The sequence below is a fragment of the Acidobacteriota bacterium genome (assembly GCA_016716905.1).
Taxonomy (GTDB): domain Bacteria; phylum Acidobacteriota; class Vicinamibacteria; order Vicinamibacterales; family SCN-69-37; genus SYFT01.
Genome location: JADJUS010000003.1, coordinates 229,699 through 255,487, shown reverse-complemented (window position 1 = coordinate 255,487; position 25,789 = coordinate 229,699). Strand labels below are relative to the sequence as shown.

General features: G+C 64.9%; 21 protein-coding genes. 12 read left to right on the top strand and 9 right to left on the bottom strand.

Annotated elements, in window-relative coordinates; genetic code table 11:
• Window positions 1-48 precede the first annotated feature (48 nt).
• A complete protein-coding gene (locus IPL75_01430; GenBank protein MBK9238931.1) occupies window positions 49-1,707 on the bottom strand; it encodes a PD40 domain-containing protein in 1,659 nt (552 codons plus the stop codon).
• A 288-nt stretch (window positions 1,708-1,995) separates the two neighbouring features.
• On the opposite strand from IPL75_01430, the gene IPL75_01425 reads away from it, so the two are divergent.
• From IPL75_01425 to IPL75_01410, 4 genes are all read left to right on the top strand, one after another.
• A complete protein-coding gene (locus IPL75_01425) occupies window positions 1,996-2,322 on the top strand; it encodes a helix-turn-helix transcriptional regulator (protein MBK9238930.1) in 327 nt (108 codons plus the stop codon).
• Entirely contained in the window at window positions 2,319-4,901 is a 2,583-nt protein-coding gene (locus IPL75_01420) for an ABC transporter permease (protein ID MBK9238929.1), read from the top strand. The genes IPL75_01425 and IPL75_01420 overlap by 4 nt, the downstream gene beginning before the upstream one ends.
• An 86-nt stretch (window positions 4,902-4,987) precedes the next feature.
• The gene (locus IPL75_01415) at window positions 4,988-5,674 is read left to right on the top strand and encodes a hypothetical protein (protein MBK9238928.1); all 687 of its coding nucleotides are present in this window, start codon (window positions 4,988-4,990) and stop codon (window positions 5,672-5,674) included.
• 46 nt (window positions 5,675-5,720) lie between these two features.
• Window positions 5,721-5,984 (top strand): FtsX-like permease family protein, encoded by a 264-nt coding sequence (locus IPL75_01410; GenBank protein MBK9238927.1) that lies wholly within the window; start codon window positions 5,721-5,723, stop codon window positions 5,982-5,984.
• 72 nt (window positions 5,985-6,056) lie between these two features.
• On the opposite strand, the gene IPL75_01405 is transcribed toward IPL75_01410, so the two are convergent.
• A complete protein-coding gene (locus IPL75_01405; GenBank protein ID MBK9238926.1) occupies window positions 6,057-7,280 on the bottom strand; it encodes an aspartyl protease family protein in 1,224 nt (407 codons plus the stop codon).
• A 76-nt stretch (window positions 7,281-7,356) separates the two neighbouring features.
• Complete coding sequence (locus tag IPL75_01400; protein MBK9238925.1) at window positions 7,357-8,016, bottom strand: FHA domain-containing protein; 660 nt, start codon at window positions 8,014-8,016, stop codon at window positions 7,357-7,359.
• An 83-nt stretch (window positions 8,017-8,099) separates the two neighbouring features.
• Here IPL75_01400 and IPL75_01395 point away from each other — a divergent pair, with 83 nt between their 5' ends.
• From IPL75_01395 to IPL75_01375, 5 genes are all read left to right on the top strand, one after another.
• Window positions 8,100-8,957, top strand: a complete 858-nt coding sequence (locus tag IPL75_01395) for an FHA domain-containing protein (GenBank protein MBK9238924.1) — start codon at window positions 8,100-8,102, stop codon at window positions 8,955-8,957.
• 88 nt (window positions 8,958-9,045) lie between these two features.
• Window positions 9,046-10,614, top strand: coding sequence for a protein phosphatase 2C domain-containing protein (locus IPL75_01390; protein ID MBK9238923.1), 1,569 nt, complete (start codon window positions 9,046-9,048; stop codon window positions 10,612-10,614).
• Window positions 10,611-12,512: a serine/threonine protein kinase gene (locus IPL75_01385; protein MBK9238922.1), complete on the top strand. Its 1,902-nt coding sequence runs from the start codon at window positions 10,611-10,613 to the stop codon at window positions 12,510-12,512. The genes IPL75_01390 and IPL75_01385 overlap by 4 nt, the downstream gene beginning before the upstream one ends.
• Complete coding sequence (locus IPL75_01380) at window positions 12,503-15,772, top strand: FtsW/RodA/SpoVE family cell cycle protein (protein ID MBK9238921.1); 3,270 nt, start codon at window positions 12,503-12,505, stop codon at window positions 15,770-15,772. Before IPL75_01385 ends, IPL75_01380 begins: the two co-directional genes overlap by 10 nt.
• Window positions 15,769-16,584 carry an FHA domain-containing protein gene (locus IPL75_01375; GenBank protein ID MBK9238920.1) on the top strand — a complete coding sequence of 272 codons (816 nt, stop codon included), beginning with the start codon at window positions 15,769-15,771 and terminating at the stop codon, window positions 16,582-16,584. The genes IPL75_01380 and IPL75_01375 overlap by 4 nt, the downstream gene beginning before the upstream one ends.
• Before the next feature lie 45 nt (window positions 16,585-16,629).
• Here IPL75_01375 and IPL75_01370 read toward each other — a convergent pair whose 3' ends face one another.
• Window positions 16,630-18,291 (bottom strand): SAM-dependent methyltransferase, encoded by a 1,662-nt coding sequence (locus IPL75_01370; GenBank protein ID MBK9238919.1) that lies wholly within the window; start codon window positions 18,289-18,291, stop codon window positions 16,630-16,632.
• A gap of 324 nt (window positions 18,292-18,615) precedes the next feature.
• Here IPL75_01370 and IPL75_01365 point away from each other — a divergent pair, with 324 nt between their 5' ends.
• Window positions 18,616-18,807, top strand: coding sequence for a hypothetical protein (locus IPL75_01365; protein MBK9238918.1), 192 nt, complete (start codon window positions 18,616-18,618; stop codon window positions 18,805-18,807).
• A 15-nt stretch (window positions 18,808-18,822) separates the two neighbouring features.
• On the opposite strand, the gene IPL75_01360 is transcribed toward IPL75_01365, so the two are convergent.
• The 4 genes from IPL75_01360 to IPL75_01345 are packed head-to-tail and all read right to left on the bottom strand — an operon-like array spanning window position 18,823 to window position 23,420.
• On the bottom strand, window positions 18,823-20,178 hold the full coding sequence (locus tag IPL75_01360; GenBank protein MBK9238917.1) for a M24 family metallopeptidase: 1,356 nt from the start codon (window positions 20,176-20,178) through the stop codon (window positions 18,823-18,825).
• 23 nt (window positions 20,179-20,201) lie between these two features.
• Window positions 20,202-22,250 (bottom strand): molybdopterin-dependent oxidoreductase, encoded by a 2,049-nt coding sequence (locus IPL75_01355; GenBank protein ID MBK9238916.1) that lies wholly within the window; start codon window positions 22,248-22,250, stop codon window positions 20,202-20,204.
• Entirely contained in the window at window positions 22,247-22,639 is a 393-nt protein-coding gene (locus IPL75_01350; protein MBK9238915.1) for a DUF3037 domain-containing protein, read from the bottom strand. Before IPL75_01350 ends, IPL75_01355 begins: the two co-directional genes overlap by 4 nt.
• Window positions 22,629-23,420 (bottom strand): aminotransferase class I and II, encoded by a 792-nt coding sequence (locus IPL75_01345; GenBank protein ID MBK9238914.1) that lies wholly within the window; start codon window positions 23,418-23,420, stop codon window positions 22,629-22,631. The genes IPL75_01350 and IPL75_01345 overlap by 11 nt, the downstream gene beginning before the upstream one ends.
• Window positions 23,421-23,455: 35 nt before the next feature.
• On the opposite strand from IPL75_01345, the gene IPL75_01340 reads away from it, so the two are divergent.
• Window positions 23,456-23,941, top strand: a complete 486-nt coding sequence (locus IPL75_01340) for a GNAT family N-acetyltransferase (GenBank protein MBK9238913.1) — start codon at window positions 23,456-23,458, stop codon at window positions 23,939-23,941.
• 58 nt (window positions 23,942-23,999) lie between these two features.
• Window positions 24,000-25,313 carry an alkaline phosphatase family protein gene (locus IPL75_01335; GenBank protein MBK9238912.1) on the top strand — a complete coding sequence of 438 codons (1,314 nt, stop codon included), beginning with the start codon at window positions 24,000-24,002 and terminating at the stop codon, window positions 25,311-25,313.
• Here the strand turns inward: IPL75_01335 and IPL75_01330 are convergent.
• Window positions 25,250-25,786 carry a hypothetical protein gene (locus IPL75_01330; protein MBK9238911.1) on the bottom strand — a complete coding sequence of 179 codons (537 nt, stop codon included), beginning with the start codon at window positions 25,784-25,786 and terminating at the stop codon, window positions 25,250-25,252. The two genes, IPL75_01335 and IPL75_01330, sit on opposite strands and share 64 nt — an antisense overlap.
• Window positions 25,787-25,789: the final 3 nt, after the last annotated feature.

Sequence of the window (25,789 nt, the reverse complement as noted above, 5' to 3'; positions counted from 1 at the left end):
CAGCCAAGGCGACGTATGTCATCAAGTAGGCGTGTCTCTGGTCGCACCCTACTTCGTAATCTGTCTCAATTCGGTGCCATCGATCTTGACCGTCCACACTTCCCAGCGCCCAGTGCGGGTGCTTTGAAACGCGAGACGCTGACCGTCGGGGAACCAGACGGGCGTTTCGTCGAGAAACACCTCGGCGTGATCAAGCACCCTCGTGGTTGTGCCAGTCCTCACTTCCACCCGCCAGAGGTGCGACGAACGGTCCGGCGTGTCCGATTGAAAGACGATCGACCTGCCGTCAGGTGACCAGGCGGGCACCTGCGCCCGGCCGTCCCCAGGCGGCAGGTGGGTCAACGGTGCCGACTTCGATCCGTCCGAGTTCATCGTCCAGATTTGCAACTGTGGATTCCCGGGTGCGCGCCCGGTGAACGCGAGGCGTGCGCCATCCGGTGACCACTTGGCATTCCAGGCAATTGACGAGGCCTCGTCGTTGATTCGTCGGGGATGGCTCAGCGTCGCGCCGTCGACCTCGGCGAGCATCAAGGCCGTCGCGTTGAAGGGGCCGGCGGCGTAGACAACCCGGCGACCGTCAGGCGACAGCTGAGGATCGCGCCCAGATACCGAAAGCACCTCACGCTCGGCCGTACCGTCAACGCCAACGGCAAACAGGTACCCGGTGTTGTTTGTGAATGACGTGAACAATAACTCGCGTCCATCAGCCGACCAACGCACGCCACTCTTGGGCGTGGGTGACCGGGTGACCAGGCGTTCATCCGATCCATCCGCACGAATCACAAAGATCTGAGACGAGCCGTCACGATCCGCATGGAACGCAATCCACCTGCCATCGGGCGATACGGCAGGCCGAGCCGCGTGATTCTGTGGCGGGACAGGCGCTGGACTTTGCGCAGGCCTGGACACTGCGGCGCGCGTCCCCCCGTCAAGCAGGCGCTCAGTTCCCGAGGCCTGATCCCGAAGAAGGAGTCCGCTGACACCGTCGACGGCCTTGGCATACAGCAGCCACTTGCCATCGGGCGACAGCCCACGGTCTCGAGTGAGACGACTCGCCTCCTCGGGCTCCAGGATGCGCGTCTCACGTCCGTCTGGTGTGACACTGACCAGCCGTTGTGCCTGTGTCCGTCTGCGGACGAAGTCTCTTGGCGCTTCGTCCGGCAACCTCTCGAGCAGCGGCACTTCGTTGAACACCACGCGTGCACCGTCGGTGGTCCACCGCGGGTCTTCATTGCTCTTCGCCATGTCGCCAAGCGACCGCCGGTCCGATCCGTCCGGGCGCATGACATAGACGCGATACTGGATCGAAGGGATTCGATCCTGGGCCGCGAAGAGGAGCCAACGGCCATCGGGTGAGAAGGCCGCGAGGAATCCATTTGTCGTGCCCGGTACAGGCACCACATTCCGGCCGTCAGGTGTCATCCGGTGCAATTGCTTCACGCCGTCTTTGGCTGATGAGTAGACGAGAAATCGACCATCCGCCGACCAATTGGGCTGTTCTCCTCTGGTCCCGGCGGGAGTCAGCCTCCTCAGGTTGGAGCCATCCGGCCGGATGGAATAGACGGCTGCTTCGCCATCCCTGTTGGATTCGAACGTGATCGTGTTGCCGTCTGGCGCCCACGACGGAACGGAATAGTAGGTGGAGCGCGCCGGCACCTGCGCAACGAGCGGCGATGCCAAGGCGCCCGCCAACAGAAATGCAGACACGGCATTGGTGGCTACACTGATCGATTGAAATATCCCGAACGGGCTCATTGCAGTCCTTTCTGAGTGTGTCCCGCCAAGCGGGTCCCCTAGTTCCCTTAACCGATGAGGTCGCGTTCCTTTTTCAGAGACGCGTGTCTTTGCCCAAGCAGGCACACGGTCAAGAGAAGGACGGTCGTCAACATGACACGGATTGTGCGGGACTGTGCAGGGAGGCGGCAACCGTTCGGAATCGGCCGTCGTTGACATTTTTCCTACAGCGTAGTTGACTAGTCGTCGGAGTCTTTTCCAATGCCTGAAGTCCTCGGAGAGTTCGAACAACTCGTCATGTTGACCGTCCTGCGCCTGGATGAGGGCGCGTACAGTGCCGCAGTCCGATTGGAACTGCAGGAGCGTGCCGGCCGCGATGTCTCACCCGGTGCGGTCTTCACCACACTCGAACGGCTCGAAGGCCGGGGCCTGGTCGCGTCCCGCTACGGAGAGCCCACACCTGAGCGCGGGGGGCGTCGCAAACGTTATTACCGGCTGCGACCCCAGGGCCGGCGCGCGCTGGCACACGCGCTTGACACCGTGCGTCGGGTCGCCGAGGGACTCGACGCCAAGCTGGAGCGATCGTGATGCGGCGCCCACCGTCGTTCGCCGTCCGCCTGCTGCGCGCCTGTCTCGGCCCCACGGCCTTTGAAGTCGTGGCCGGCGACCTCGACGAGGAGTTCGCCCGTGGGCGTAGCGGCGCGTGGTACTGGCGCCAGGCCTTCAAGTCGGCGTGTGCGCACCTTGTCGGCCGAGCGCTCTCGGGCCTCGCCGCGTTCGCCCACGATGTACGACTCGCGGCACGCACGCTCGCCCGCCAGCGCCGACTGGCACTGGTGGCGACGACCACACTCGGCTTCGGCGTTGCCCTGAGTCTGTCAGTGCTTGCCGGTGTCAACGCCTACCTGATTCGCGGACTGCCCTATCCGGACAGCGACCGCCTCCACAACGTGAACCTCTTCAGGCCCGGCGTAGACATGCCGCAGGGACTCGAGGAGCTCGACTGGTCGTCGCTCAACGACCTGCTCGATCTGCAGATCTCCTGGGATCTCGATTTGTTCAACCTTCGCGGCGCACCCTACACCGAAGCGGCACAGGGCACGTGGGTCACACCCGGCTACATGGAGGGGTTCGGCATCCGCACGGCGCTCGGCCGGGTCTTTCGGCCGGACGACTACGCGCCCGGGAGCCAGGCCGTGGCCATCATCAGTCACCGGCTCTGGCAGAGCCGCTTCGGCGGAGACGTCAACATTGTCGGACGCCACTTCGAGTCGTACTCAAACGACCGGCCCGACGATATTGGCGTCTTCACGATCGTCGGCGTGCTGCCTGAGGGACACTGGCACATCCAACAGGCCTTCACAGAGGTTCTGGCGCCGCTGCGAGCGCCGTCCTACCCGTACGTCGTGCGGGCCCGAACCGGCGTGACATCCGCGATGATCGCCGGCCGCGTCACGGCTCTGGTCAGGGCCAGGCACAACCTGCCCGACACATGGAGCGCTGACGTGGTCTCGGCGCGGGAGGGATACGTCACGACCGTCAAACCCCTGCTGCTCACCCTCGCTGCCGGCGCGGCACTCGTGTTGCTCATTGCCGCCGCCAACGTCGCCGTGCTCCTTCTGGTGCGCGCCAACGAACGCCGTCAGGAAATGGCGGTACGCAAGGCGCTGGGCGCCACCGCCGCGCGGATCGTGCGCGTCATCGTCGCCGAGGCGGTCGTCCTTGGCGTTGCGGCAGGAGCCGTGGGCCTCGCCGCCGCGTACGCGCTGATTGGCGCAATGGCGCCGATGGTGGGACGTCAGCTCGGTCGCGCGGTGCCTGGAGGCGTGTCTGCGCTGCAGATTGATGGCGTGGTCTGGGCCGGCGCACTGGCCGCCGCCGTGTTTATTGTGCTCGTGTGTTCAGTGTTCCCCGCATGGGCCGCGGCCCGCGGCATGGGCGCGTTGTCACTCTCCGCAGGCCAGAAGGGATCAACGGGCGGACACGCACAGCAGCGCGCGCGGCTGGCACTGGTGGCCGCCGAGGTGGGTGCGTGCCTGGCCCTGCTCATCGCCGCCACATTGATGGTGCAAAGCAGCTTGCGCATCCTCAACACCGACGTGGGGCTTTCGATGCAAGACATCTTGACTAGTCGCATCAGCGTGCGACAGGCGTCATATCCCGACGCGGTGAGCCGGATGGCGCTGCTCCAACGGATCGCCGATGAGACCGAGGGCCTCTCAGACCTGCAGGGTCTGGCGTTCACCAGCTCGTGGCCCCTTCAGGCAGCACCCGAGCGCGGAGTGCGAGGCGCAGACCAGACCCAGGCCGCGCGCACGCGGTCGGGCCTGATGTCTGTGAGCGCGAACTACTTCGACCTGCTCGGTATTCCAGTCGTCGACGGACGCCGATTCACGTCGGCCGATCGAGTCGGACAGCCCCCGGTGATTGTCGCCAGCCGCACGCTCGCCGAGCGACTGTGGCCCGGGCAGCGCGCAGTCGGTCAGCGACTCGAAGTATCACCGTCACCACAGGCGCCGGCCGGCACGGCGCCGACGATCTACGAGGTCGTCGGGGTGGCGGCCGACACCCGATTCAGCCATTCGGATACGGATATGGCTGACCTGTACACGCCGATGTCGCAATCAGGATCGCTGTCGCCATTCGTGTACTTGCGCAGCGCACGGCCGGAAATCGCGTTTGATCAGCTCCGCCGTGCGTTGAAACGGATCGACGAGGGCCTCGTGGCCGGAAGTTGGCGGCCGCTCGCCGACATCCTCGACCAGCAGCGGGCCGGCGCGCGTTTTCTCGCGCAGTTGCTCGCCGTCTTCTCTGGGCTGGCCGTGGTGCTCGCCCTGGTCGGCATCCACGGGGTGACGGCCTATGCCGCCGGCCAGCGGCGGCGCGAGGTGGCCATTCGGCTGGCGATAGGCGCCACGCGTGGACAGATCACGGCCCTCTTCCTGCGTCAGGGACTCGTGATGATCGGCCTTGGTCTCACGGCTGGACTCGCCGGTGCATTGGCGCTCGGACGCCTCTTGCGGTCGCAACTATTCGGGGTTGAACCCAACGATCCCGTCGTCATGTTCGGCGCGCTGACCGCCTTCGGCGTGTGTGCGCTGCTCGCCTCACTCGGTCCGGCGCGCCGGGCCGCACAGGGCGATCCGTCGGAGGCCCTCAAGTCCTGACAACCAGTGACGAGAAGGCCAATGGTCCCAACCCTGCGACTCATCCCAAACCAATCGACAGGCGTCAGAGGTTCTGTTAGATCATCATGGTGATTCGATTCGCCGAACTTGCTCTCATCCTTGCCGTGGTCTCAGGCGTTTCACCGCAGGCGGCCGAAACTCCGGAGCAGATGGCTGACCGGCTGCTGGGCGCGATCGGCGGTCGCGCCAGGTGGGCCACCGTCACCAACACGGTGAATGACTCCCAGCAGAACCTCGTCGCAGACCCCACCGTGCTGCGTGTCGTCATCACGATGGACTTCACGCGTCCACGATTCCGAATCGATACGACGGGTCCCAATCTCAAGGTCGTGCGCGTCATCGACGGCCCTCGGAGCTGGATGCTGACCCGAGCCGGCGTCGTCCAGGACGTGCCCGACAACATCATGAAGACCGACATGGAGTGGTATGCCGGGCATGTCTATCGGACGTTGCACCGCGTGGCCGCGCGGGATGCCGCGCTGTCGTTGTCGATCAATGCGCAGCGCCGGCTGGAGATTCATGAAAACGGCGCCCGCATCCTGTGGTTTGCCCTCGATGCCAAAGGCGAGCCGTATGCGTTTGGCGCGCACACCAATGATGCCGGCACCGCGTCGGGCCCGTGGGAGTACGTGCACGACGGTATTCATCACCCGCTCTGGGTGTCGTCACCCGACGGCACCTGGCGCGCGATGATCAAGACGCTGGCCGTGAACGTGCCGCTCAACGACGGAATGTTCGCCCGGCCGCGCTGAGAGGCCCCGTCACACCAGCTCCCAAGAAATCGGCGTTCGACTTGCCTTGGGCGAATCGCCACGGCAGGTTGGCCGCCAAATTCTGTCTGGGGCATTCATCTTGGCTGCGGTGGGTATCGCCGCCGGAATCGCCCTCTCCCTCTTGCTCGCGCCACACTTGCAGGCGTTTCTGACAGTGGGAATTAGTGCCAGTGACCCGCTGACGCTGACCGCGCTGGCGGCGACGCTGCTACTCGTGGCCGTCGGTTCGGCGCTGGTGCCGGCCAGGCGAGCGAGCCGGATTAATCCGCTTGCGGCGTTGCGTGACTAGCGGTCGTCGGGAACCCGCGCGATGATCACGACGCTGGCCGCAACTGCGCCCGGAGTCTGCTGATATGGCGCCTCACTTCGGAGTCACCGTCAGTGTCAAGAAGCGCCCGGCGCGTTGCAGGGTCAATTCACACGGGGCAACCCGCTCCAGGCGCCTGATCACGTCGAGCATCGTGACAGTGGAGGCCGGCTTTCCGTCGATGGCGGTGAGCACATCGCCCTGCTGAATTCCCGCGAGTGCGCCAGGCCCATCCTCGAGTACGTCGATCACGCGGACGGTGCGATATTCGGGTCCGTCGGCCTCGAACGCGATCCCTGCGGAGGCGACGTCGAACGACGTGTTCGTCGTCGCATGCGGCTCCAGGATCAACTGGCCGCGGGTGAAGTCCAGAAACACGCGGAAGCGGCTGGCGATTTTGGCGCCGACGCGACCAGCCACCAGGGGATTGGCGTTCGCGCCAGACGTGTCTGCGGAGAACACGACCGTCGGGCGTTTTAGGGTGACGCCGGCCACCTGGAGTGAGGCGAGGCGACCCAATCGGCCTGATGACCGGCCGCCCATCCCGGTGACACCGATCACGCGCGTGGTCGTCAGGTTCGGCCCGGGCAGGCCATGTTGCTGGACGAACGGCGAGTGAAGCGTGACCGCACCCGACGCGCCGATATCCAGCTTCACGGTCGCCTCAATGGCCGGCCTGCCGACTGGCGTGACGATGGCCGTGAACGTGGGATGGCCGTTCGAGTCGACGGTCATCGGCAGCGCGGTGCCGGGGCCGTGGTAGCTGAATGTGCGCGCATCGTGCAGCGTCAGGATCTGTTTCTCATAGTCGAGCTCGACAACAAATGCGCGCATGAAGTCGGTGCCGACGATGCCGTCGAGACGTCGCCCGGTCCGGCGGGCGATGGCGTCGAGGGAGATCGCGAGGGTGACGGGGTGCGAAAACCCGGGCAACGCGTCGAGTGTGAGCGTGGCGTTCTTGACGAACGCCCCGGTCGACGAGCCAGCCCCTGTGCCCCCCACACTCACCGATGCGCCCAGGTCGAGTGCCAGCGCCTTGGCGCGTTCGAGGCTGACAATGGAGGGCTTGGCGCCGGAATCGAGGATGACCGTGAGCGGTTCGGAACCATTGACGCGGATCGGGAACAGGATCAGGCCGTTGAGCGACTCGAACGGGATGGCGACCGGCGCCGCGAGGTGGGCGGGCGTGGCCTGATCGCTGCGCGCAGCGAAGGTCACGGCCGCGACGACTCCCGCCGCAAGAATGAGGCCCGTGAGCGTCTTTCGAATCAGGCTCATCCCCGCAGAATAGCGGCGCGCGGCTGAACGCTCGCTGAACGGGGGTGGTCACTATCAGCGGCGCGGACCACGCCTTTCACGGCCGCCTGATCTTCTTCGTGGCCGCGCCTGCCGAAGTCGAGGCCCTGAACGTCAGCGTGGCCTCACCGAGCCGAATGGTCTGGCCGTCCGCGAGCGTGACAGGCGAACTGACGGGTCGATCGTTCACCAACGTCCCATTGGTGCTCGCGAGGTCCTCGAGCACCGCTGTTGATGACACGAGGCGAATCGAGGCATGCCGGCGAGAGACGCCAGGCACATCGATCCAGATGCCACACTTCGGGTCGCGGCCGATGATGGTCTCGGGCTGCTCCAGCACAATCGAACGGCCATCAAAGACCAGCCAGAGCCGGCTGTCGGCGTGTTCTTGAGCAACCGCGCGGTTCTCCTCGGCCTGGCCGCAAAAGGCATAACCCACACCGTGCGCCGTTCGCACGAAACGCGGCTGCTGCGGATCGTCACCCAGGGCCGCACGGACTTCGGACGCGAGATTGTTCAGATTGGCGGCGACAACGTTTGTGCCGGCCCAGAGACGATCCCGAAGTGATTCCTTGGTGACGACGCCGGGCCGGTTGGCGACGAGGACCGCAAGCAGGTCGAATGCCTTCGGGGAGAGATGGACCTCGGCATGCTCCCCGCCTCGCAGAAGCTGACGCGTGCCCGTATCGAGCGTGAAGTCGCCGAAGGTGAGCTTCATCTTAGGAAATACGTAGGAAAACCCTGAACTCCCCTGCCGGCCCTTTGCGTCATAGTCAGCGACAGCATTTCGACAGGGACATTATGACGAACGTTCGACGACCGGCGGGAGCACTCATCGACGCGATTGTGGACAACATGCGGCAGAACCTGGAGGAGCTGAAGTATTCCACGCTCGCCCCGAGCCGCTACACCGTCTATCTGTCGTCGGCGGAGCTCACACGCCTCGAGGGAATCATTCCGCGGCTGCAGGCCGAAGCCACACGCGCGCTCGATGAGGAACTGGCGCGGCACAATCGGCCATCGTGGCTGCGGCGGCAGGCGTCATCCCTGGGACTGCCGGCGTGGCCCGGGCGGCGGCGGGCCCCTCTCGAAAATGCGGCGCCGCGCTGGCACATCGAGTTTCTCCCCGACACCGACGGCGACCTCGCCGCCGAGGGCGACATCATCGTGCACTCGGACCTGATGCTCGCACCCGACCTGGAACTGGGCGTCGGCGAGCGAACGCGACGCATCACCACCGTGCGCATGGGAGAGCACAAGACCACCCGAGCGCAGGTCGTGGCCGCGAAGGCCCCGGCATCGGGAGGCGCTCATGCGCGACTGGTCTTTGAGGACAATCTGGGCCGGCACGAACATGAAGTCGTGCGTGGTGAGACGACGATCGGGCGAGGAGGACAGGCGTTCCCGGTAGACGTTCGGGTGTCGACGTCTGAAGACGTGTCGCGTGAGCACGCGCGCATTCGCCGCGACGAGCAGACCGGACAGTTCTTCCTCATCGACGTCAGCACGCTCGGCACCACACTGAACGGCCGTCACATCCCCCGTGGTGCGGAAGCCGTTACTCCGCTGCCGCCACAGGCGCGCATCGGCCTGGCCGACACGGTGTTCCTGGACTTTGAACAGGTGCAAGCGCGCGCGACAGGCGCGCCTGATAAATGACGCTCCTGCTCTGGGCACGCTTCGGGCTGCTGGCGGTGCTGGCGGCAACCGTGCTGACGCTCGGATGGGCCGTCTGGAGGGGCCGCGAGTGAGGTTCCGCTCGGCCGGCCTGACGGATGTCGGCTCTCAGCGCCTCGTCAACGAGGATCGCTTTCACGCCGACTCCACTCGCGGCCTCTTCATCGTCGTGGACGGCGTCGGCGGACAGGCCGCCGGTGGCCGCGCCGCCGACCTGGCGCTCGATGTCATTCGTGGGCGGTTGACGTCAGTCCGGGCGCCCAGCGCCGCCGGGATTCGGGAAGCGATTACCGCCGCCAACAACGAAGTGCTCCGTCAGGCGGACGCGCGACCGGAGTGGAATGGCATGGCGTGTGTCCTTACGGTGGCCATGATTGATGGCGACCGCGCGCTCGCGGGCCATGTTGGCGACACACGCCTCTACAAAGTGCATGCCGGTAAACTCCAGAAGATTACTGCAGACCATTCACCCGTCGGCGAGCGCGAAGACGCGGGAGAGCTTTCCGAAGTTGAAGCCATGCAGCACCCGCGGCGCAACGAGGTGTATCGAGACGTCGGATCGGAACAGCATGAACCCGGCGACACCGACTTCGTGGAGGTCCACGAAACGACCTGGGAACCCGATGCGGCCCTGCTCCTCTGCAGCGATGGGTTGACTGACCTGGTCGCCTCGGACGCGATCCTGGGCGTCATCCGAAGGTATGCCGGCCATCCCGATCAGGTTGCGCACCAACTGGTCAAGGCTGCCAATGACGCCGGTGGCAAAGACAACATCACGGTGGTGTACGTCGAAGGCGACCAGTTTGCGCAAGCGGGATCGGCAGTTCCGTCCCGATCCCGAAGACGACTGCTCCACCTGACCTCGTGGCTGCTCATCGTCATCGCCCTTGCGGCTGCCTGGCGATCAGCGGGGTATCCCGTACCCGCCGCGCTCGAACACGCGCTCGCGCCTTCGTCTGCGAATCTGATTCTGGTCAGGGCTGGTGAATCGATCGGAGCAGCGCTTGCCGACGCCGTGCCTGGAACCACGGTGATGGTTGAACCGGGAGAATACCGCGAGCGTCTCACCTTGAAGAATGGCGTTCGCCTTCTCAGCCGCGACTCAAGGGGGGCCACCCTGCGTCTGCCCAGCACCGCAACGGATGAGGACGTGGCGGTCACGGCAGCCGACGTGACAGACGCTGAGTTCACAGGTTTCCGGATCGTCGGCGATGCGGCTTCCCCTCTGGGCGTTGGCGTGCTGGTTCGATCGGCCGGCGTCAGGCTTATCGACATTGAAGTGGTGGGCGCCGCAAGAGTCGCGGTGGACATCGGGGCCGGGGATAACGTCATGCTGCTCACCAGCGAGATTCACGACAATCCCGGAGCCGGACTGGCGCTGCGACGGGATTCGTCGCCTCTGATTGCTCACAACGAGTTTTCCGGGAACGGGTCCTCCGAGCAGGCATCGTCCGCGCTGGTGATCGAATCGGGCGCGCGGCCGCTCCTTCAGCGTAACGTCTTCCGCCAACTGGATCCGCTGTCGATTGCCGGCATCGACACCGCCTTTCGCGCGCAGATCAGGAAATCGAATGTCTTTCCGGATGCGCCTCCCATAGCGACCGGCAGAGCTGGCGGCCGAGGACGCGGCGCCAAATGAGCTCCACGCTTTATCGCCAGATCGGTCCCTTCACGATCGAGCGGCCCATCGGCCACGGTGGCATGGCGTCCGTGTTTCTTGCACGCGACACCAGGAATGGCGCCGTGGCTGCGCTGAAGGTCGTTCACGTCTCGAGCGACGAAGAAGCGCAGGAGGTGCTGCAGTCCGAACAACGTGGGGCGGAGCTTCAGCAGCGGTTTGCCTCGATGAGCCGGTTTGTCCCAAAGGTCTACGACTCAGGATTCGCCTCCGACTATTTCTACATTTCGATGGAATACATCGAGGGAGAGGACCTGTCGCAGGCGATCCACCGCGGGCCGCTGCCCTGGAAACGCGCCGTCGCGATCACGAGTCAACTCTGTGAGTTCCTGGAGGAAGCGGATCGGTTTGAGACGGACGCCTCGTCTCGTCGCGTGCTGCTGCACAACGACCTCAAGCCGCGCAATATCAGGCTTGTGCCTGGCGATGGCATCAAAGTCCTGGACTTTGGCGCCGCGAAATCCCTGTCCCTGAGCCGCAAGGTGACCCGAAACGACTTCGGCAGCACCGCGTACTTGTCGCCGGAGTGCCTGGAGAGCGGCGACCGCGATCTGCATTCCGATGCGTGGGCTCTTGGAGTCTTGCTCTACGAAATGATCCGCGGCCGCCAGCCCTTCCGCGCGGACGACACGCGGCGCCTGGAGCAACTGATTCGCTCCAAGCGGCCACCTGAAACCATCGGCGGCGATTGCCCCGAGGCGCTTGAGGCGGTGGTCACCAAACTGCTCGCGCCGGAACCGTCGGATCGGTACTACAGCCCCGCCGACATTCGTGCCGATCTCGCCAGGGCCGATGCCGGCGAGCCGACCGTGGCTCTGCAGGAAGGCTGGCTCACCAAGGTGCATGACGAGCCGCCGACCAGGCGGACGCGTCGCGAGCCTGAAGGAGACGAGCCGCCCACCAGGCGGACGAATCCTGCGATTCCGGTCGCGCCTGTTCCAGTTGTCGCAGCCGCCGAGCCGGCCGTCCGGCCCCGCCGGCGGTTTCGTCGGACCCTCGCCAGGGCGCTGGTCGTGCTGGCCATCGTCATGGCGGTGAATGAGAGTTGCGTGTCGTCAAAAGCCAGTCGCCTGGCCAACACCGTTCCGTTGCATGATTTTGCCGGGCTTGCCGCCGTCTGGCCCAGGTACGAATCACTGCGGAGTTCGAGTTTCCTTGGCGGCGCAGGCACGAACCGCCTTCGAGCCGCGCTGGTGAGCCAGACGATGGTGCTGGCGGAGCGGGTGATGTCGAACTATCGAACGCCGGTGCCGACGGTTCGCGAGACGCAGTGGAAGGCCGCACGTGAAGCGCTGGCGCGTGCCGTGGCTGTGGCGCCTGGCGAACGGTCCCTTCGTGCCGCGTTGCAGTACTGCGACGGACATCTGCTCCGGATCAACGGTGAAGCCCACAAGGCACGAGGACGCACAGACAGCGCGCAGCGGGATTTCACTGGCGCGATCGTGGCATTCAGGGAGGCCGCGGCCATTCGATCGAATTGGCCGGACCCCTTCCTGGGGCTCGCGCGCACATTCATCTATGGCCTCGAAGATGTGGACCGCGGAGCCGATGCCCTGAAGCAAGCTGAGAAACTCGGTCATCACCCTGGGGAGCGCGAAACCACCCAGCTCGCCGATGGCTACCGCGCGCGTGCCGAATCGTTTTCCCGGACGGCGCAGACGCTCAAGGGCATGCCGCAGGAACGTGACTATCTCTCACGGGCGTCGGACGCGTTCCGTGAAGCGCTCACGCGGTACGGCACGGTGGCGGGATTTGCCAATGTCGCACAAAGCCTGCGCGACACGCAGAGGCGTCTGGACCGTGTCGAAGAGCGACTGGCCGAACTGTCGAAGTTTGAGGGAGGCTGGACGTGGGAGTAACTTACACCCGCGCGGGAGATCTGCAACGGGTCCGGAACAGGTCCACCAGCATCACGCTTGGCGAACGCCTTCTGCTTCTGACGTCGGCGGCGGTGGTTCTCGCGATCCTGCTCGCCTACGCGGGCCGAATTCGGGCCGAGCAGTTCGGTGAACCACACGCCCCGCTGCCCATCAACCTCAACACGCAGACGAAGACTGATGCGCTCGAGGTCCCGCTCGCCACCGTCTTCACCTACCCAGCCGATCGCCGCTTTGCGGCGCGAGTGGTCGCGGCTCACCTGCAACCGGCCGGAGCACCCCGAAGAGCCCTGCCCAACGTGGGCGCGCTCGCGCGGATCGACGTGCCGGTGGAGGCTCTGGAACGAGACAGGAGCCTGGTGGTCCTGCGTGAGCGGCTCGAATCAGCCCGACTGGCTGCCGTCGCTGCCAAGCGGGACCCGCCCCAGACCATCGCCCTCCTGAACAGCAACGATCTCTCGTCGCTGAAGCCATTCCTGTCCGTGCGCACCCAGGATGAGTTTCGATCCGCCGTGCTCTGGTGCGGCCTGGTCATACTCGTGAGCTTTCATCTGGTGTCGCTGCTCTGGCGCTTGCGGGGAATGACTGGCGATCGCGTCCTGCTCTCACTGGCTCTCCTTCTCGTCGGCATCGGGTTCGCCTTGATGTTGTCGCGGCCCGATCCGATCCGGGACACGCTGCTTCTCACCAGGTACACGCAAGGGATTGTCATTGGCGTCCTACTGTTCGGAGCGGTCTCCATGATCAACGTGGAGCGAGCGGCCTTCCGCGACTGGAGCTATGTCCCGCTGGTGGGCGCGTTGATCCTGTCGGTGCTCCTGCTCGTCTTCGGAAGCGGCCCAGGCTCAAGCAGCGCCAAAGTGAACCTGGGGCCGATTCAGCCCATTGAAGCGATCCGATTCCTCCTGGTGCTGTTTCTCGCGGGCTACTTCGCGCGGCGGTGGGAACTGTTGAGGCAGGCAGGGGCGCCCAGGCTGCACCACGTGCTCCCAGTGCTCGCCGGTGTCGCAGCCGCATTGATGCTGTTCTTCGTCCAGAAGGATCTGGGTCCCGCATTGCTGCTGTCGCTCATGTTTCTTGCGATGTTCGCGGTGGCGCGAGGCGGCGCGTGGCTCGCGGGTGCCGGATGCGCGGGGCTGGCCGCTGGTTTTGCCATCGGATTTTTCCTCAACATCTCAGCCACGCTGGCTGCGAGGCTGCAGATGTGGCAGTCGCCGTGGGACAACGCCGTTCGAGGCGGCGATCAGGTGGCGCAGGCCTTGTGGGCACTCTCGGCCGGCGCCCTGACCGGCACGGGGGCCGGGTTTGGACACTCACGGTTCGTCCCCGAGGGACACACCGATATGGTGCTCGCGGCTGTGGGCGAGGAATTCGGTTTGCTCGGACTGGTGATCGTCGGCGCGGCCTTTCTGCTGGTGGCCTGGCGCGGGTTTACCATCGCGAAGCGCGCGTCCACTGACCACCAGTTCTTTCTCGCGCTGGGAATGACGCTGTCGCTCACGATTCCGGTCCTGGTCATGGGCGCAGGCATTCTCGGGCTGCTGCCGCTGACCGGAGTGGTGACGCCCTTTCTGAGCTACGGCGGATCCGCCATGGCCGCCAACTTTGCCGCGCTCGGGTTTCTGGCGGCGATTCGCCGCAAGGGCAGTGAATCCACAGACCTGACGCCGTTCCAGGCGCCGGTGCGGTGGCTTGCCAGAACCGCCGCCGCCTGCGCCGCAGGAATGCTCCTGTTCGCGGCATCTGTACAAACCTTGCGCGCCGACGAATACCTGGTGCGGCCGCAACTCAGCGTTCAGGCCGACGGCGGCCGCAGGTTCCAATACAACCCCCGCGTCCTCGACGCGCTGCGTTCCATCCCACGGGGCACCATCTACGATCGCCGTGGGCTGCCCATCGCGAGCAGTGATGCGGGAGTCTTGCAGAAGGCAGCCGGCGCCTACGAACAGATCGGCCGCAAGCTGGGCGACGTCTGTGCGCCGGCGCCGAACGGCGCCGCTCAATTAACACACCGCTGCTATCCGGCTGGTCCGGCTCTCCAGCATGTGCTCGGCGACGCGAACACAAGGGATAGTTGGACCGCCGCGAACACGTCGTACGTCGAGCGCGATGCCGAGGACCTCTTGCGCGGCTTCGACGACCGCGCAGCCACGGTTTCCACGACCGGCCGTGATGGGCAGCCGTCGCTCGCCGTTCGCCGCGATTACACCTCGCTGATTCCGCTCGTGCGTCATCGCTACGAACCAGACCACGCCGATGTGAAGGCCTTACGTGCGCGGCCGCGGGATGTGCGAATTACGATCGACGCGCGGTTCCAGCTCGCCGTCGCCTCGATTGTCGAGCGCGCAGCCAGGCAATCCGGCAGCGGCAAAGGCGCGGCAGTGATTCTCGACGCTGACACTGGAGAACTGCTTGCCAGTGTCAGTTATCCCTTTGGGAACCAGGACGACGTGGTCCTCGACCGCGCTCGGTATGGCCTGTATCCGCCTGGCTCAACGTTCAAGATCATCACGGCCGCCGCAGCGCTTCGAGAGGATGCGGGCTTGATCGACCGGACCCTCACCTGTCAGCGGCTCCCGAACAATCGCGTCGGTGTCTCTCTCCCCGGCCATGGACCGATACATGACGACGACCGCGACCGGAGTGCGCATGGAGCCATCGCCATGCACGAAGCCATTGTGAAGTCGTGCAATGCGTATTTCGCTCAGCTCGCGGTTGCCCTCGGTTCGGACGCACTCGCGCACACGGCGGCGGCCGCCGGAATCACGCTGAACACGTCGCGCTCCCCCGAACGGATTCTGGCCAATCTCCCCCACGCAGGATACGGTCAGGGCGAAGTCCTCGTGACTCCGCAGCGGCTCGCTCGCGTGGCAGCGGCGATTGGTACCGACGGCATCATTCACGAATCACCCATCGTCACCTCCGGCACCGCGGTTCACACGACCTTCGTCACGCCAGGGGCTGCCCGCACGCTTGCCGGGTACCTTCGGGATGCGGTTGTTGACGGTACCGGCCGGCTGCTCAAGGCACATCCGGCCCGGATCGCTGGGAAGACGGGCACCGCTGAAGTTGACGATGCTCCCTCGCACGCCTGGTTCGTTGGATTTGCACCACAAGGACCGGCAAAGCGGCGCATCGCCTTTGCCGTGATTCTGGAAAATGCGGGATACGGCGGAGTGGCGGCCGCCAACGCGGCCGGCCAGATTGCAACCGCCGCGATGTCAATGGGGTTGTTGAAATGAACGACAAGCTTCAACGCGTCCTCACGGGCGCACGCGAACTCGAATCACGGATGACGGAAGTGTTCGAGCAGGCGGCACACACGGTGGCGCGTCCTGTGGCGTTACAGCCGCTGGAGCTCATCTCGCTCGCGTGCGATCACATTGCGCGGCACGTCCATCCGGCAGGGCGCGGACGTTATGCATTTCCATTCAACAGCGTCACCGTGACTTTCCCTGCACCAACCGTTGAGCATCAGGCGCCCTTCACCGCGATTTGCGGTGGGCCGCCTACCCTGCAGGAACGGGTGATCAAGCGACTGGCGTCGGCACGCTGTCATGACGCGGACGTTGAAGTGCATCTGCACTTTGCCGAAGTGTCCGACCCTGCTTGGCCACGGCCCGACTTCCACATCGCGCTCGCTCGCGTCGAAAAGGCCGCTGCGCCCGTGCCTGAGGCGGCGCCCCGGATCGACATCCTCGTCACAGGTGGAACGGCCGACCGTGCCGAGTATTCATTCGGCACGTTGCCCATCGCGATTGGGCGCGGCGCAGAGGTGCGGGATGGGCGCCGGCAACTCGTGCGAATCAATCATGTGGCGTTCGTCGAGAACGGTGACGAGGTGAACCAGAGCGTGTCACGGCGGCACGCGCGCATCGAACTCGACGAACAGACGAAACGCCCACGAGTCATCGACGACAACAGCGCGCAGGGCACCGCGATCATTCGCGGCGGACGCGGCATCGCGGTGCCGCGCGGGTCGCGAGGCCTGACGCTTCAGTCAGGCGATGAACTGGCCTTCGGACAGGCCCGCCTGCGGATCACGCTCGGCTAGGGTCTTCGAATTCACACGAGGCGTGAAGGACTGAAGGGGCTACACCTACTTCGACACCTTGAGCACAGCCGCCTGCGCTTTCAGTCGCGCCGCAATCTGGTCCGCGCGACTACGCTGCGCGGGGTCCAGCGTAGTGGTTCCAAGGCCGAGTGATTCAGGGTGTTGGCCGGCGAAGCGGTAGGCCGGGTCGGTGCCGGTCTTCTGCTGCAGCAGCATTTTGTAGACGCTGGGGCCGGCAAAACTCGTGGCCCAGCTCTGGAATTCGGCCGCGTTCCCCTCGTTCTCGCGTGCGCTCGGGACGGTGTCGAGCGACACGGAGGTGCCCGCCTGCAAGGCGCGCTGCGCGCCGTAGTAAATCGCCTTCAGCCCCACCAACTCGCCCTCGGCCGCCAGCAGAGTGAAGTTGGCGTCCGTCGTGAAGTCGTTGAGCGTGGGCCCCACATACGGCGCGAAGGTGTCGACCTGGTTGGGCGCCAGGTTCGCCCTGTTTCGCGATGCCGGTCCATAAGTGCGGAACCGCGGATACGAGTGCTGGTTCAGCATCTCCTCGAAGTTGCCGCCGTAGTCGATGGTCAGCATGTATCCCGCACTCAGCACTTGAGCGGCATCACGGATGAAGCGCTCAGCGCCTGGATTGACATAAGTGACCAGGCCGCGTGAATCCCTGGCAAGCACACCGGCATACATTTCTGCGTAGCGGCCCAAATGCTCTGCCACAATCGGCACGGTCGTCGCAGGCGCGTACAACTCGCGGAACTGCATCGCATTGGCCGTCGCTTCGTAAGTCGGCGCCGAACGCAGGTGCTCCAGCAGCGCGACAAATGATGCCTTCGAGAGATAGACCGCGCCCTCCCGCTGGCCGCCGAGGAATCGATCCTCGATCGCCTTGTCGTCAGCCTCAATGGCCTGCGCCGCGGTCGCCGACAGAAGCGGCTGCACGGTTCGCCAGGTCTCTGCTGGAAGGGCCGGGACCACAAACGCCACCTCAGCCGTCCCATCGGCCGAGAGGATGGTCTTGTGCACACTGAAAGCGTCTGGAAGCTCATTGGACAGCACCACGCCTTTCAGGCTGCCCTTGGCAATTGTGGCCGTCATGTTGGTGGCATCAGCCACACGCGCCTCGAAGCGCTTGCCGAAGCGGGCATTCCTCTCCTGCTGCACCTTGTTGAGCGAGGGTGAGCGGTCGTAACAGACGTAAAGGACCTGGTCGGCGAACGTCCGCCAGGCCGCATCCTCGGCGGCCCTGCGCACGAGGTAGTCGAGAATCGCCTCGGCCAGCGCGCCATCCCCTGGCCCGAACTCCGCGATCGTAAAGCGGTCGCGCTCGCTGAGCGTCCCCGCCCGGCGCATGCCGTTCCACATGGCGAAGATCTGCTCCGCCACCATGTGGCCGAACAGAGGCGCCAGGACGACGGGATAGGTGCGGTAGTGATCGACGAAGTCCACGCGGCCGCTCGCGTAATACCCGACGGTGGGGTGAAACATCACCATGTCGTGGTACTCGAAGAAACTCGGGAAGTACTTCGGCGCCTCGGCATGGGCCTGCGGCGAGACAACCAGCTCGCGGTGCACTTCCCAACCATTGCGCAGGTCCCGCTGTGGCGAGGGCTGTGCGGAAAACGGTCCGGTCGCCGCCCCCGTCGCAGCGAAGCACAGCAATCCAAGGGCGGCAATCTGGACGGAGAGGGCGTGTCTGAACGAGCGCATCCAATCAGTCTAATGCGGTCCTGACGCTCCCCCTACGACGGATCACACGGAGGCGCAGAGACGCAGAGGTTTCGGGTCGCCGATCCGGAGCGCGGAGAGCGGAGACGCGGAGGACGATCGCGAACGTGGCGGCCTGGCTCCGGCGCGGAGACCCTTTCAGGTCAATTCCTTTGAACAAGGGGACACGCGGATGACCTCCCCCTTCGCGCGGCGGATGCTGAAAAGCCTCAGGCTGGCACGAAGGGTGTTGGGCGCGGCAGGCCTCTGTCCTTAATGGGACAGACACCGGCCGGCACCTGCGTCATCGTGGCAACGGAGCTTTCCATGAAATTCATCAACATGTACCTGGTCGGCTACGTGATCCTCGTGATTGGCGTGGCCCTCGCCCTGTTCCAGAGCGGCATGCTGGCACGCATTTCGGGCATGTGGATATTCATTGGCGCCATCGTGGCCGTGGGCCTGGGCATCATGATGTCGGTGTCGTCGGGCAAACCGGATATCACTCGAGAACGGTAAAGCCGACTTCCCGCCCTACCTGATGACCCAGAGCTCACTCTGCGGACCTGCGTTGTAGCGCGCGGGACCTGATGCGGGAACGATCATGTCCTCCTCACGCTGCATCGCCACCAGCTGGTTGTTCCACTCGGGCACTTCTGTGCGCGTGCGGAACTCCAGAGAGAACCACACGCCCGGATGGAGCGGCGTGCGTGGATGGGCGCCGTAGCGCTCCGGCCAGTCAAAGACCGTCCATGTGCCGGCATCATGCACCCAGTAACCCTGCACATGTGAGTAGACCAGCAGGTCGATGCCTTCCGCCTTCGCTGCGGCTTCGGATCGCGTCTTGATGTCGATGCCGGTGCGGCCGGGAATCAGCTCGGCGGCGTGGATCGCGGCCGCGCGATGGGAGTCGGCAAAGGCCTTGACCAAGCCGGCCGGCGCTGCCGTTTCACCGGTCCTGAGGACGTACGCCATCTTCTGCTGATCAGTCACGAGACCCGCCAGCCGCACGCCGAAGTCCACATGCAGGACGTCACCGCGCTCAATGGTTGGATCATCCGAATCATCGAGCGATAGGACCTTGCCATCAACCAGCCGCTGGATGTCGAGGCTCGCATTAAAGTTGAACTCGAAGTTCTGGCGCTTGCGTTCGGCGGTAATCCAGTAATACACGTCCATCAGCGTCGTGGTGCCCGGCGTGATGACTTCATTGGAAAACGCCCGGCGCAGGATGTCGTACGTCGCCTTCGCCGCCCGTTCCTGAACGGCATCCTCTTCAGGCGTATGCACCGAGACATAGTCCACCAGCAATGGCTCTGAGGACACCGTGCGGGCCGCGTATGCCGGCCCGAGAGCATCCACCAAATACTGCTTCAGCTCGGCAGTCAGGCCGTCCGCCATGCTGATCGTCCGCGACTGATTGATGGCGATGCGTGAGGGTTTCCGCTCGGCGATGTACTGCTGAAGCAGTGGCTTCAGCCCGGCTTCGCCGTAACTCTGGACCGTGTCGTAGAACCGCCGCAGGTGGCCCGACAGATGGGTGCCGTACACCGTGGCCTCAAGGGCCGTCGCTGCGTCACCGCCGCGGTCGTAAAGGAGGTATGCGTTGCGATGACCGTACCACCCGGTGATTCCACTGCCGCCGAACAGCTCAAGCGCCGGGTCCACGGCGTTCTCGCGGCTCATGATGACCCACAACGTCACCCCATGGGCACGCATCGCCGGTATCAGGTGCCGGCGCATCTTGTCGGCTTTGAGCGTCCACTCACGCTCGGTGTGTTCGCGCACACTCGCAGGGGTAATGGTGTCGACCAGCGGGGCGGAGGCAGGTGCTGGGGTCCCGCATGCAGCGAGCAGGGTGACAGCGGCAAGGAACAGGGATCGGCGCATGCGCGGTAGCATACGCGAGGTGACTAGGACGAGGCGGTGTCCCCGACGCGGGCCACATCCACGAACGCGTCGTAGAGCCCGCTCCCGCCGCCCCAATCAGTGGGCTCTTCGGCGGTCAGCACGTTGACAGACTGTTGCGCACCAGCGGCGTCCGTGAGTCCGCCAAACGGCATGAACGCAACCCCTGGGCGCACCCGCTCCGACACCCGGCACATCGCGCGCACTTCGCCCAGCGCGTTCCAGACGCGCACCGGGTCGCCCACAGCCAAGCCCCGCTGCCCGGCATCGTCCGGGTGGAGTTCCACGAACAGCGGGCCCTCGCCGCGTTGATGCCGAGCCATGTGGCTGTAGCCGGAATTAAGGAAGTGCAGGGTCTTGCCGGTAATGAGCTGCAGCCCCTTGCCCCTGGCGATATCCCCACCCGATGGCAGAGGGTCGTCCCCAAGCGCTTCGCGCGACGTCGAGTACAGCTCAGCTTTCCCAGACGACGTCGCGAAACCGCCTGTCGCGAACGGCCGCCAGTCGTCCGGACAGTTGAGCCGCGCGTGCCCTTCGCCCCACAGCCGCTCATACGTGATGCCCTCGAGCCACGGATGTCCGCTCGCCAGAGCCGCGCGCAACATCGCCTCGTCGCTTTCGAACAGATACGGCTCGGTGCGGCCCAGCGCGTGAGCCAGCCGCCGGAACAGTTCGGTATTTGAGACCGATTCCCCTCTCGGCGCAATGGCCGGCCGGTTCAGCGCCAGATACAAATGCCCCCAGGCCGGCGCCAGATCCAGGTGCTCGATCTGACTCGTGGCCGGCAAGACGTAGTCGGCGTAGCGCGCGGTCTCGGTCACAAACAAATCGTGCACCACCGTAAACAGATCGTCGCGGAGAAGTCCCTCGCGAATGCGATTCTGGTTCGGCATCGAGACCATGGGGTTGGCGCCGTAGACCATGAGCGATCGGACGCGCGGCTGCAGTGCATCACTGCACAGATCCTCGCCGAGGTCTCGCATGTTCAGGGTGCGCGCACCAGGCAGGTAGACCTCGGGCATCAGCACACGGTCCATGTCGAGCGCCGCGAACTGCAGGGCGTGCGTCGAACGCGCCAGGCCGCCGCCGCGGTACTTCCACGCGCCAGAGAGCACGGGCAGGCAGGCGATCGTGCGGAATTGCATCGCGCCGTTGCGATGATGTTCCAGCCCAATCAACGGCCGCAGCAGCGACGGCTGCGTGGTGGCGTACGCGTGGGCGAAGCGTTCGATCTCCTCGGCCGGCAGGCCGACCACTCCGGCGACCTGGGCCGGGGCGTAGTCCGCCACCCGTGCCGCAAGCGCCTCGTAGCCCACGGCGTGCGCCGCCACATACTCGTGGTCCACCAGCCCGTCACGGATCATCACGTGCATCATCGCGAGCGCCAGGACGGCATCGCTCCCGGGCTGCACCTGCAGAAACCAGTCGGCCTCTTCGGCGGTGCGCGTCCGCACAGGATCGATCACCACAAGCGTCGCGCCCCGCCGCCTCGCTTCGCGCACCAGAGGCCAGTAGTGCAAGTTGGTGACGATGGTGTTGGTGCCCCAGAGGACGATGAACCGGCTATGGACGATCTGCTCCGGATCGATGCCCGCACCGGTGCCGATCGTGGTCGAGAGGCCCGCCGACGCGACGGCGCCGCAGATGTTGCGATCGAGATTGCTGCAGCCCATCGATCCAAACAGGCGACGGTCCAATGAGTGCAGCTGAATCAGCCCCTGCACGCCGGCGGAGCTGTACGGCAGGATGGCCTCCGCGCCAGACTCCACGATGATGCCCTGCCATCGGGCCGCGATGCCGGCGAGTGCTTCGTCCCAACTCACCCGTGTGAACTGTGAGCTTCCCTTGGGGCCGACGCGTTTCAACGGGTGCAGCACCCGGTCCGGGTGATACACACGCTCGAGGTAGTGGTTCACCTTGGCGCAGAGCGTGCCGCGAGAGAAGGGATGCGACGGGTCGCCCGCCAGCCGTTGGGCTACACCGTCCACGACATCGACCACCCAGCCGCAGGTGTCGGGGCAGTCGTGCCCGCACGCGCCGCGGATGGAGGTCACGGCCGCACCCTCACCAGGGTGTCCACCAGGCGCGCGAGTGACGCGGCCGGGTCGGCGGTGCGGCCAGTGTGCACCGGCGACATCTGAATGACGGTGCTGCGCGGAGAGACCAGCCAGTGGAAACGGGCCCGCTGCGGAAGTTCGCCGACCGGGCCCGCGTCGTGGCCACCGCGGCAGATCCGGACAATGGCATCGAGATGTCCCTGGATGGCCTGGAGGTCTGCGGAAGGGTCGAGCACGGCAATCCGCGCGGGGTCCAACGCAACGCACGCTTCCAGGAAGTCCAATCCCGGGCATGACAGCACCACGCCTGCATTGATGCACTCGCCTCGATCGACGCGCGGAACGACCCGTATCAGGGCGTAGTCGTAGGTGTGTTCAACGGACACCGATAGCCTCCTCCACGAACAACCGCGGCGGCGCCAGCCGGGCACTCAGGTACCGTGCATAATCCTCGGGTCGCACGCCTGAGGGCTCAGCCCCCTCTGGGTCAATCCATTGCAGCGGGATCTGGGACACGATGGCCTCGATCACGTCTGCCGTCAGCCGCGATGCCATGTCTTCGTCAATCGTCCGCAATCGTGACGCCTTTCGCACCAACACGTGTTTGCTGATGAGGGGAAAGGCCGCGGTCGGCCTGGCCGGGTCCGAGGCCCAGCCCGGCGTGTGATGCGCGAATAGCGATGCGCCGTGATCGATCAGCCACAGGCGCTTGTGCCACATCAGTAGATTGGTGTTGCGCACGGTTCGATCCATGTTCGAGACCAGGGCGTCGAACCAGACGATGCGCGACGCGAGGTCTGGGTCAATGGTATCCACCAGCGGATCAAACGTGATGGAACCCGGAAGGTAGTCAAGCGCCAGGTTCAGGCCGTGACTGGCGCGAATCAGCGCAGAGATTTCAGGATCGGGCTCGGTGCGCGCAAGGTCCGCGTGCAGCTCCGCAAACACCAGATCGGGCACCGGGAGACCAAGCGCCCGCGCCAGTTCACCCGAGACCAGTTCGGCAATCAGCGCGCGAGTCCCCTGCCCCGCACCCCGGAACTTCAGCACATAGGTGCCTTCGTCATCCGCCTCCACGATGGCGGGCAGGGAGCCGCCTTCGCGCAAGGGAGTGACGTAGTGAGTCACCCGGACGGTTCGGAGCGGTGCCACGCGCCATTGTGCCACGGCGGCATTGAGCTACGATCGCCCCGGCGGCGGCAATGCCTTCATCACCTGAGTCGATCACCATCGTCACCTTTCGCCCGGAGCATGCCGAGGCGTTCTACCGCCTCAATCGCGCATGGCTCGACGAGCATGGTCTGTACGAACCCGCAGATGAAGTGCAACTGGCCGATCCCCAGGGGGCGGTGATTGACGCTGGCGGGACCGTCTTTATTGCCGAACGCGGTGGCATGGTTGTGGGCACCGCGGCGATTGCGCCGCATGGCCCTGGCGAAGTGGAGTTGCTGAAGGTCACGGTGGCCGACGCGGCTCGTGGTGCGGGCCTGGGGCGCAGCCTTGTGGACGTGTGTATCGCTCGCGCGAGAGAGATGGGGGCGCACACGGTGATCCTGGTCTCCAGTTCGCGTCTGCAGCCGGCGTTGCGCCTCTACGAACGCATGGGTTTCACGCACCGACCGATGCCGTCACCGATGCCGTACGCCACAGCGGATGTCTGCATGGAGCTGCACATTCCGGTCTCTTGACACGTTTTCACCGACCGCCTATCGTCTTCCCCCTAAAACCATTCGAGAGGGTCTGAGGATGTCCCAGCTGATTGTCGGGCACGTGACTGCGTCCACGGCGCGTATCTGGACACGCGGCGAGAAGGACTCGAAGGAAGCCCGTCTGAAGTATCGAAAAGCCGGAACGACCGCCTGGCAGGCGGAGCCCCCACGGCCGCTTGTCGCACATCGCGGCTTTGTTGAAGTGTTCGAGCTGTCGGGCCTGGCGCCACAGACGGCCTACGAGTGTCAGCTCAGTTTCAAAGCAGGCAAGGCGCCGCAGGTCAACTCCGGCACGTTCACGACGGCGCCGGCTGGTCCGGGCGCCTGCTCATTCCTCTTCGGATCCTGCAACTGGTCCAGAGGCGGGTTGATCAGCCGCAAGATCGGCAACGCCCGGAAGTCCTGGGAGGGCATACAGGCGCTCGTGGAACAGCTCGAACCAGATTTCATGGTGCACTGCGGCGATCAGGTTTATGCCGACATCTTCGTCCATCCGCTTCCGGAGTTCATGGACCTGAGGTACTACCGATCCCTCTATCAGGATGCGTGGAAGGTCCGGCCCACAGCAGAGGTCCTGGCCTCACTGCCCCACTACATGATCCTGGACGACCATGAAATTTTCGATGACTTCTACAATGGAAAGCCATTTCTCCAGCGCCCCTCTGACTCGATCCGGGACGTCGCCAAGGTGGTGTATCAGGAATGCCAGGACTCGCATAATCCCCAGAACTACTGGCCGGCGTATCACTACTCCTTTGAATGGGCGGCCGCGAAGTTTTTTGTGGTTGACGTGCGATCAGAACGTCACAAGGGGCAACACGCCACCATCGTGAGTCCGCAACAGATGGCCCGCTTGAAGGACTGGCTCAAGACGAATCGAGATGAGGTCAAGTTCGTCGCCACCGCCGTGCCATTCGTGGGGGAAGCCAGAAGCGGCAGCGACAAGTGGTGCGGTGATGACTTTCGCCATCAGCGCGACGAACTCATCGAATTTCTGGCCGCCGAGCGGGTCGGCAAACTGGTCTTCCTGACAGGTGACATGCATTGCTCGTATCACGCCACCATGACACTTCCGCACCCCACTGGTGACCTGGTGATCCACGAGCTCATGTCGAGCCCGATCAACCAGGTTCCAAACGGCATCCATGCGCTGAGGACTTCCGTCGTCGCCACAACCTCCGGAGGTGTCGACTACTCCGTGAATCTGGACGAGGGCGAATTTTACGGAGAGCACTCCAACGTCATGCATGTCGAGGCCACGGCAGGCGGCCAGATCTCATGGAGCGTCTATCGCACCAAGGCCGCCGAGGCCATTCCCACCGCCGTCCGGTCCGGCATGTTCCACCTCTGATTCTCGGGCGCCTTCGCGACCACGACCATGGTGAACCCGCCGTACTTGCAGTCCTTGCGCCAACTGGTTTCGGTGACCGTCAGCTCGGTCGTGCCATCAAGGGGAAGCCAGTGCTCCTTCTCGGGCGGCTGCGGCCCTGCTGCCGCAATTCGGGTGCGCTGGTATTTGACGCGGATGCCGGGACGACCATCGGCTGATGCCGCCAACTCCGTCCTGAACGTCCAGTACTGATCGACCCCTGGGGCCGCCGCCACGGCGTTCGCGCGAGCGCCCAGGGTGCACTCCGACTCCCAGACGATCGCCGAACGCACTTCGCCGGCCTTCACCGTCAGCGTGACTGAACCGCCATTTGAGGGGTTGTCGCGACCCGACTCCGCATACCTCACCTCAACCGTGGCGGGCGCCGGCGGCGGCGCGCCCTGCCACGTCGTCGCGAACACGCCGATGAGAGCGGTGATCATGCGAATGGTCATCGC

Excerpts from the sequence above, each read along its gene's own strand:
- IPL75_01425 (MBK9238930.1), top strand. The coding sequence starts at position 1,996 with ATGCCTGAAGTCCTCGGAGAGTTCGAACAACTCGTCATGTTGACCGTC.
- IPL75_01415 (MBK9238928.1), top strand. The coding sequence starts at position 4,988 with ATGGTGATTCGATTCGCCGAACTTGCTCTCATCCTTGCCGTGGTCTCA.
- IPL75_01405 (MBK9238926.1), bottom strand. The coding sequence starts at position 7,280 with ATGAGCCTGATTCGAAAGACGCTCACGGGCCTCATTCTTGCGGCGGGA.
- IPL75_01400 (MBK9238925.1), bottom strand. The coding sequence starts at position 8,016 with ATGAAGCTCACCTTCGGCGACTTCACGCTCGATACGGGCACGCGTCAG.
- IPL75_01395 (MBK9238924.1), top strand. The coding sequence starts at position 8,100 with ATGACGAACGTTCGACGACCGGCGGGAGCACTCATCGACGCGATTGTG.
- IPL75_01385 (MBK9238922.1), top strand. The coding sequence starts at position 10,611 with ATGAGCTCCACGCTTTATCGCCAGATCGGTCCCTTCACGATCGAGCGG.
- IPL75_01375 (MBK9238920.1), top strand. The coding sequence starts at position 15,769 with ATGAACGACAAGCTTCAACGCGTCCTCACGGGCGCACGCGAACTCGAA.
- IPL75_01370 (MBK9238919.1), bottom strand. The coding sequence starts at position 18,291 with ATGCGCTCGTTCAGACACGCCCTCTCCGTCCAGATTGCCGCCCTTGGA.
- IPL75_01365 (MBK9238918.1), top strand. The coding sequence starts at position 18,616 with ATGAAATTCATCAACATGTACCTGGTCGGCTACGTGATCCTCGTGATT.
- IPL75_01360 (MBK9238917.1), bottom strand. The coding sequence starts at position 20,178 with ATGCGCCGATCCCTGTTCCTTGCCGCTGTCACCCTGCTCGCTGCATGC.
- IPL75_01340 (MBK9238913.1), top strand. The coding sequence starts at position 23,456 with ATGCCTTCATCACCTGAGTCGATCACCATCGTCACCTTTCGCCCGGAG.
- IPL75_01335 (MBK9238912.1), top strand. The coding sequence starts at position 24,000 with ATGTCCCAGCTGATTGTCGGGCACGTGACTGCGTCCACGGCGCGTATC.
- IPL75_01330 (MBK9238911.1), bottom strand. The coding sequence starts at position 25,786 with ATGACCATTCGCATGATCACCGCTCTCATCGGCGTGTTCGCGACGACG.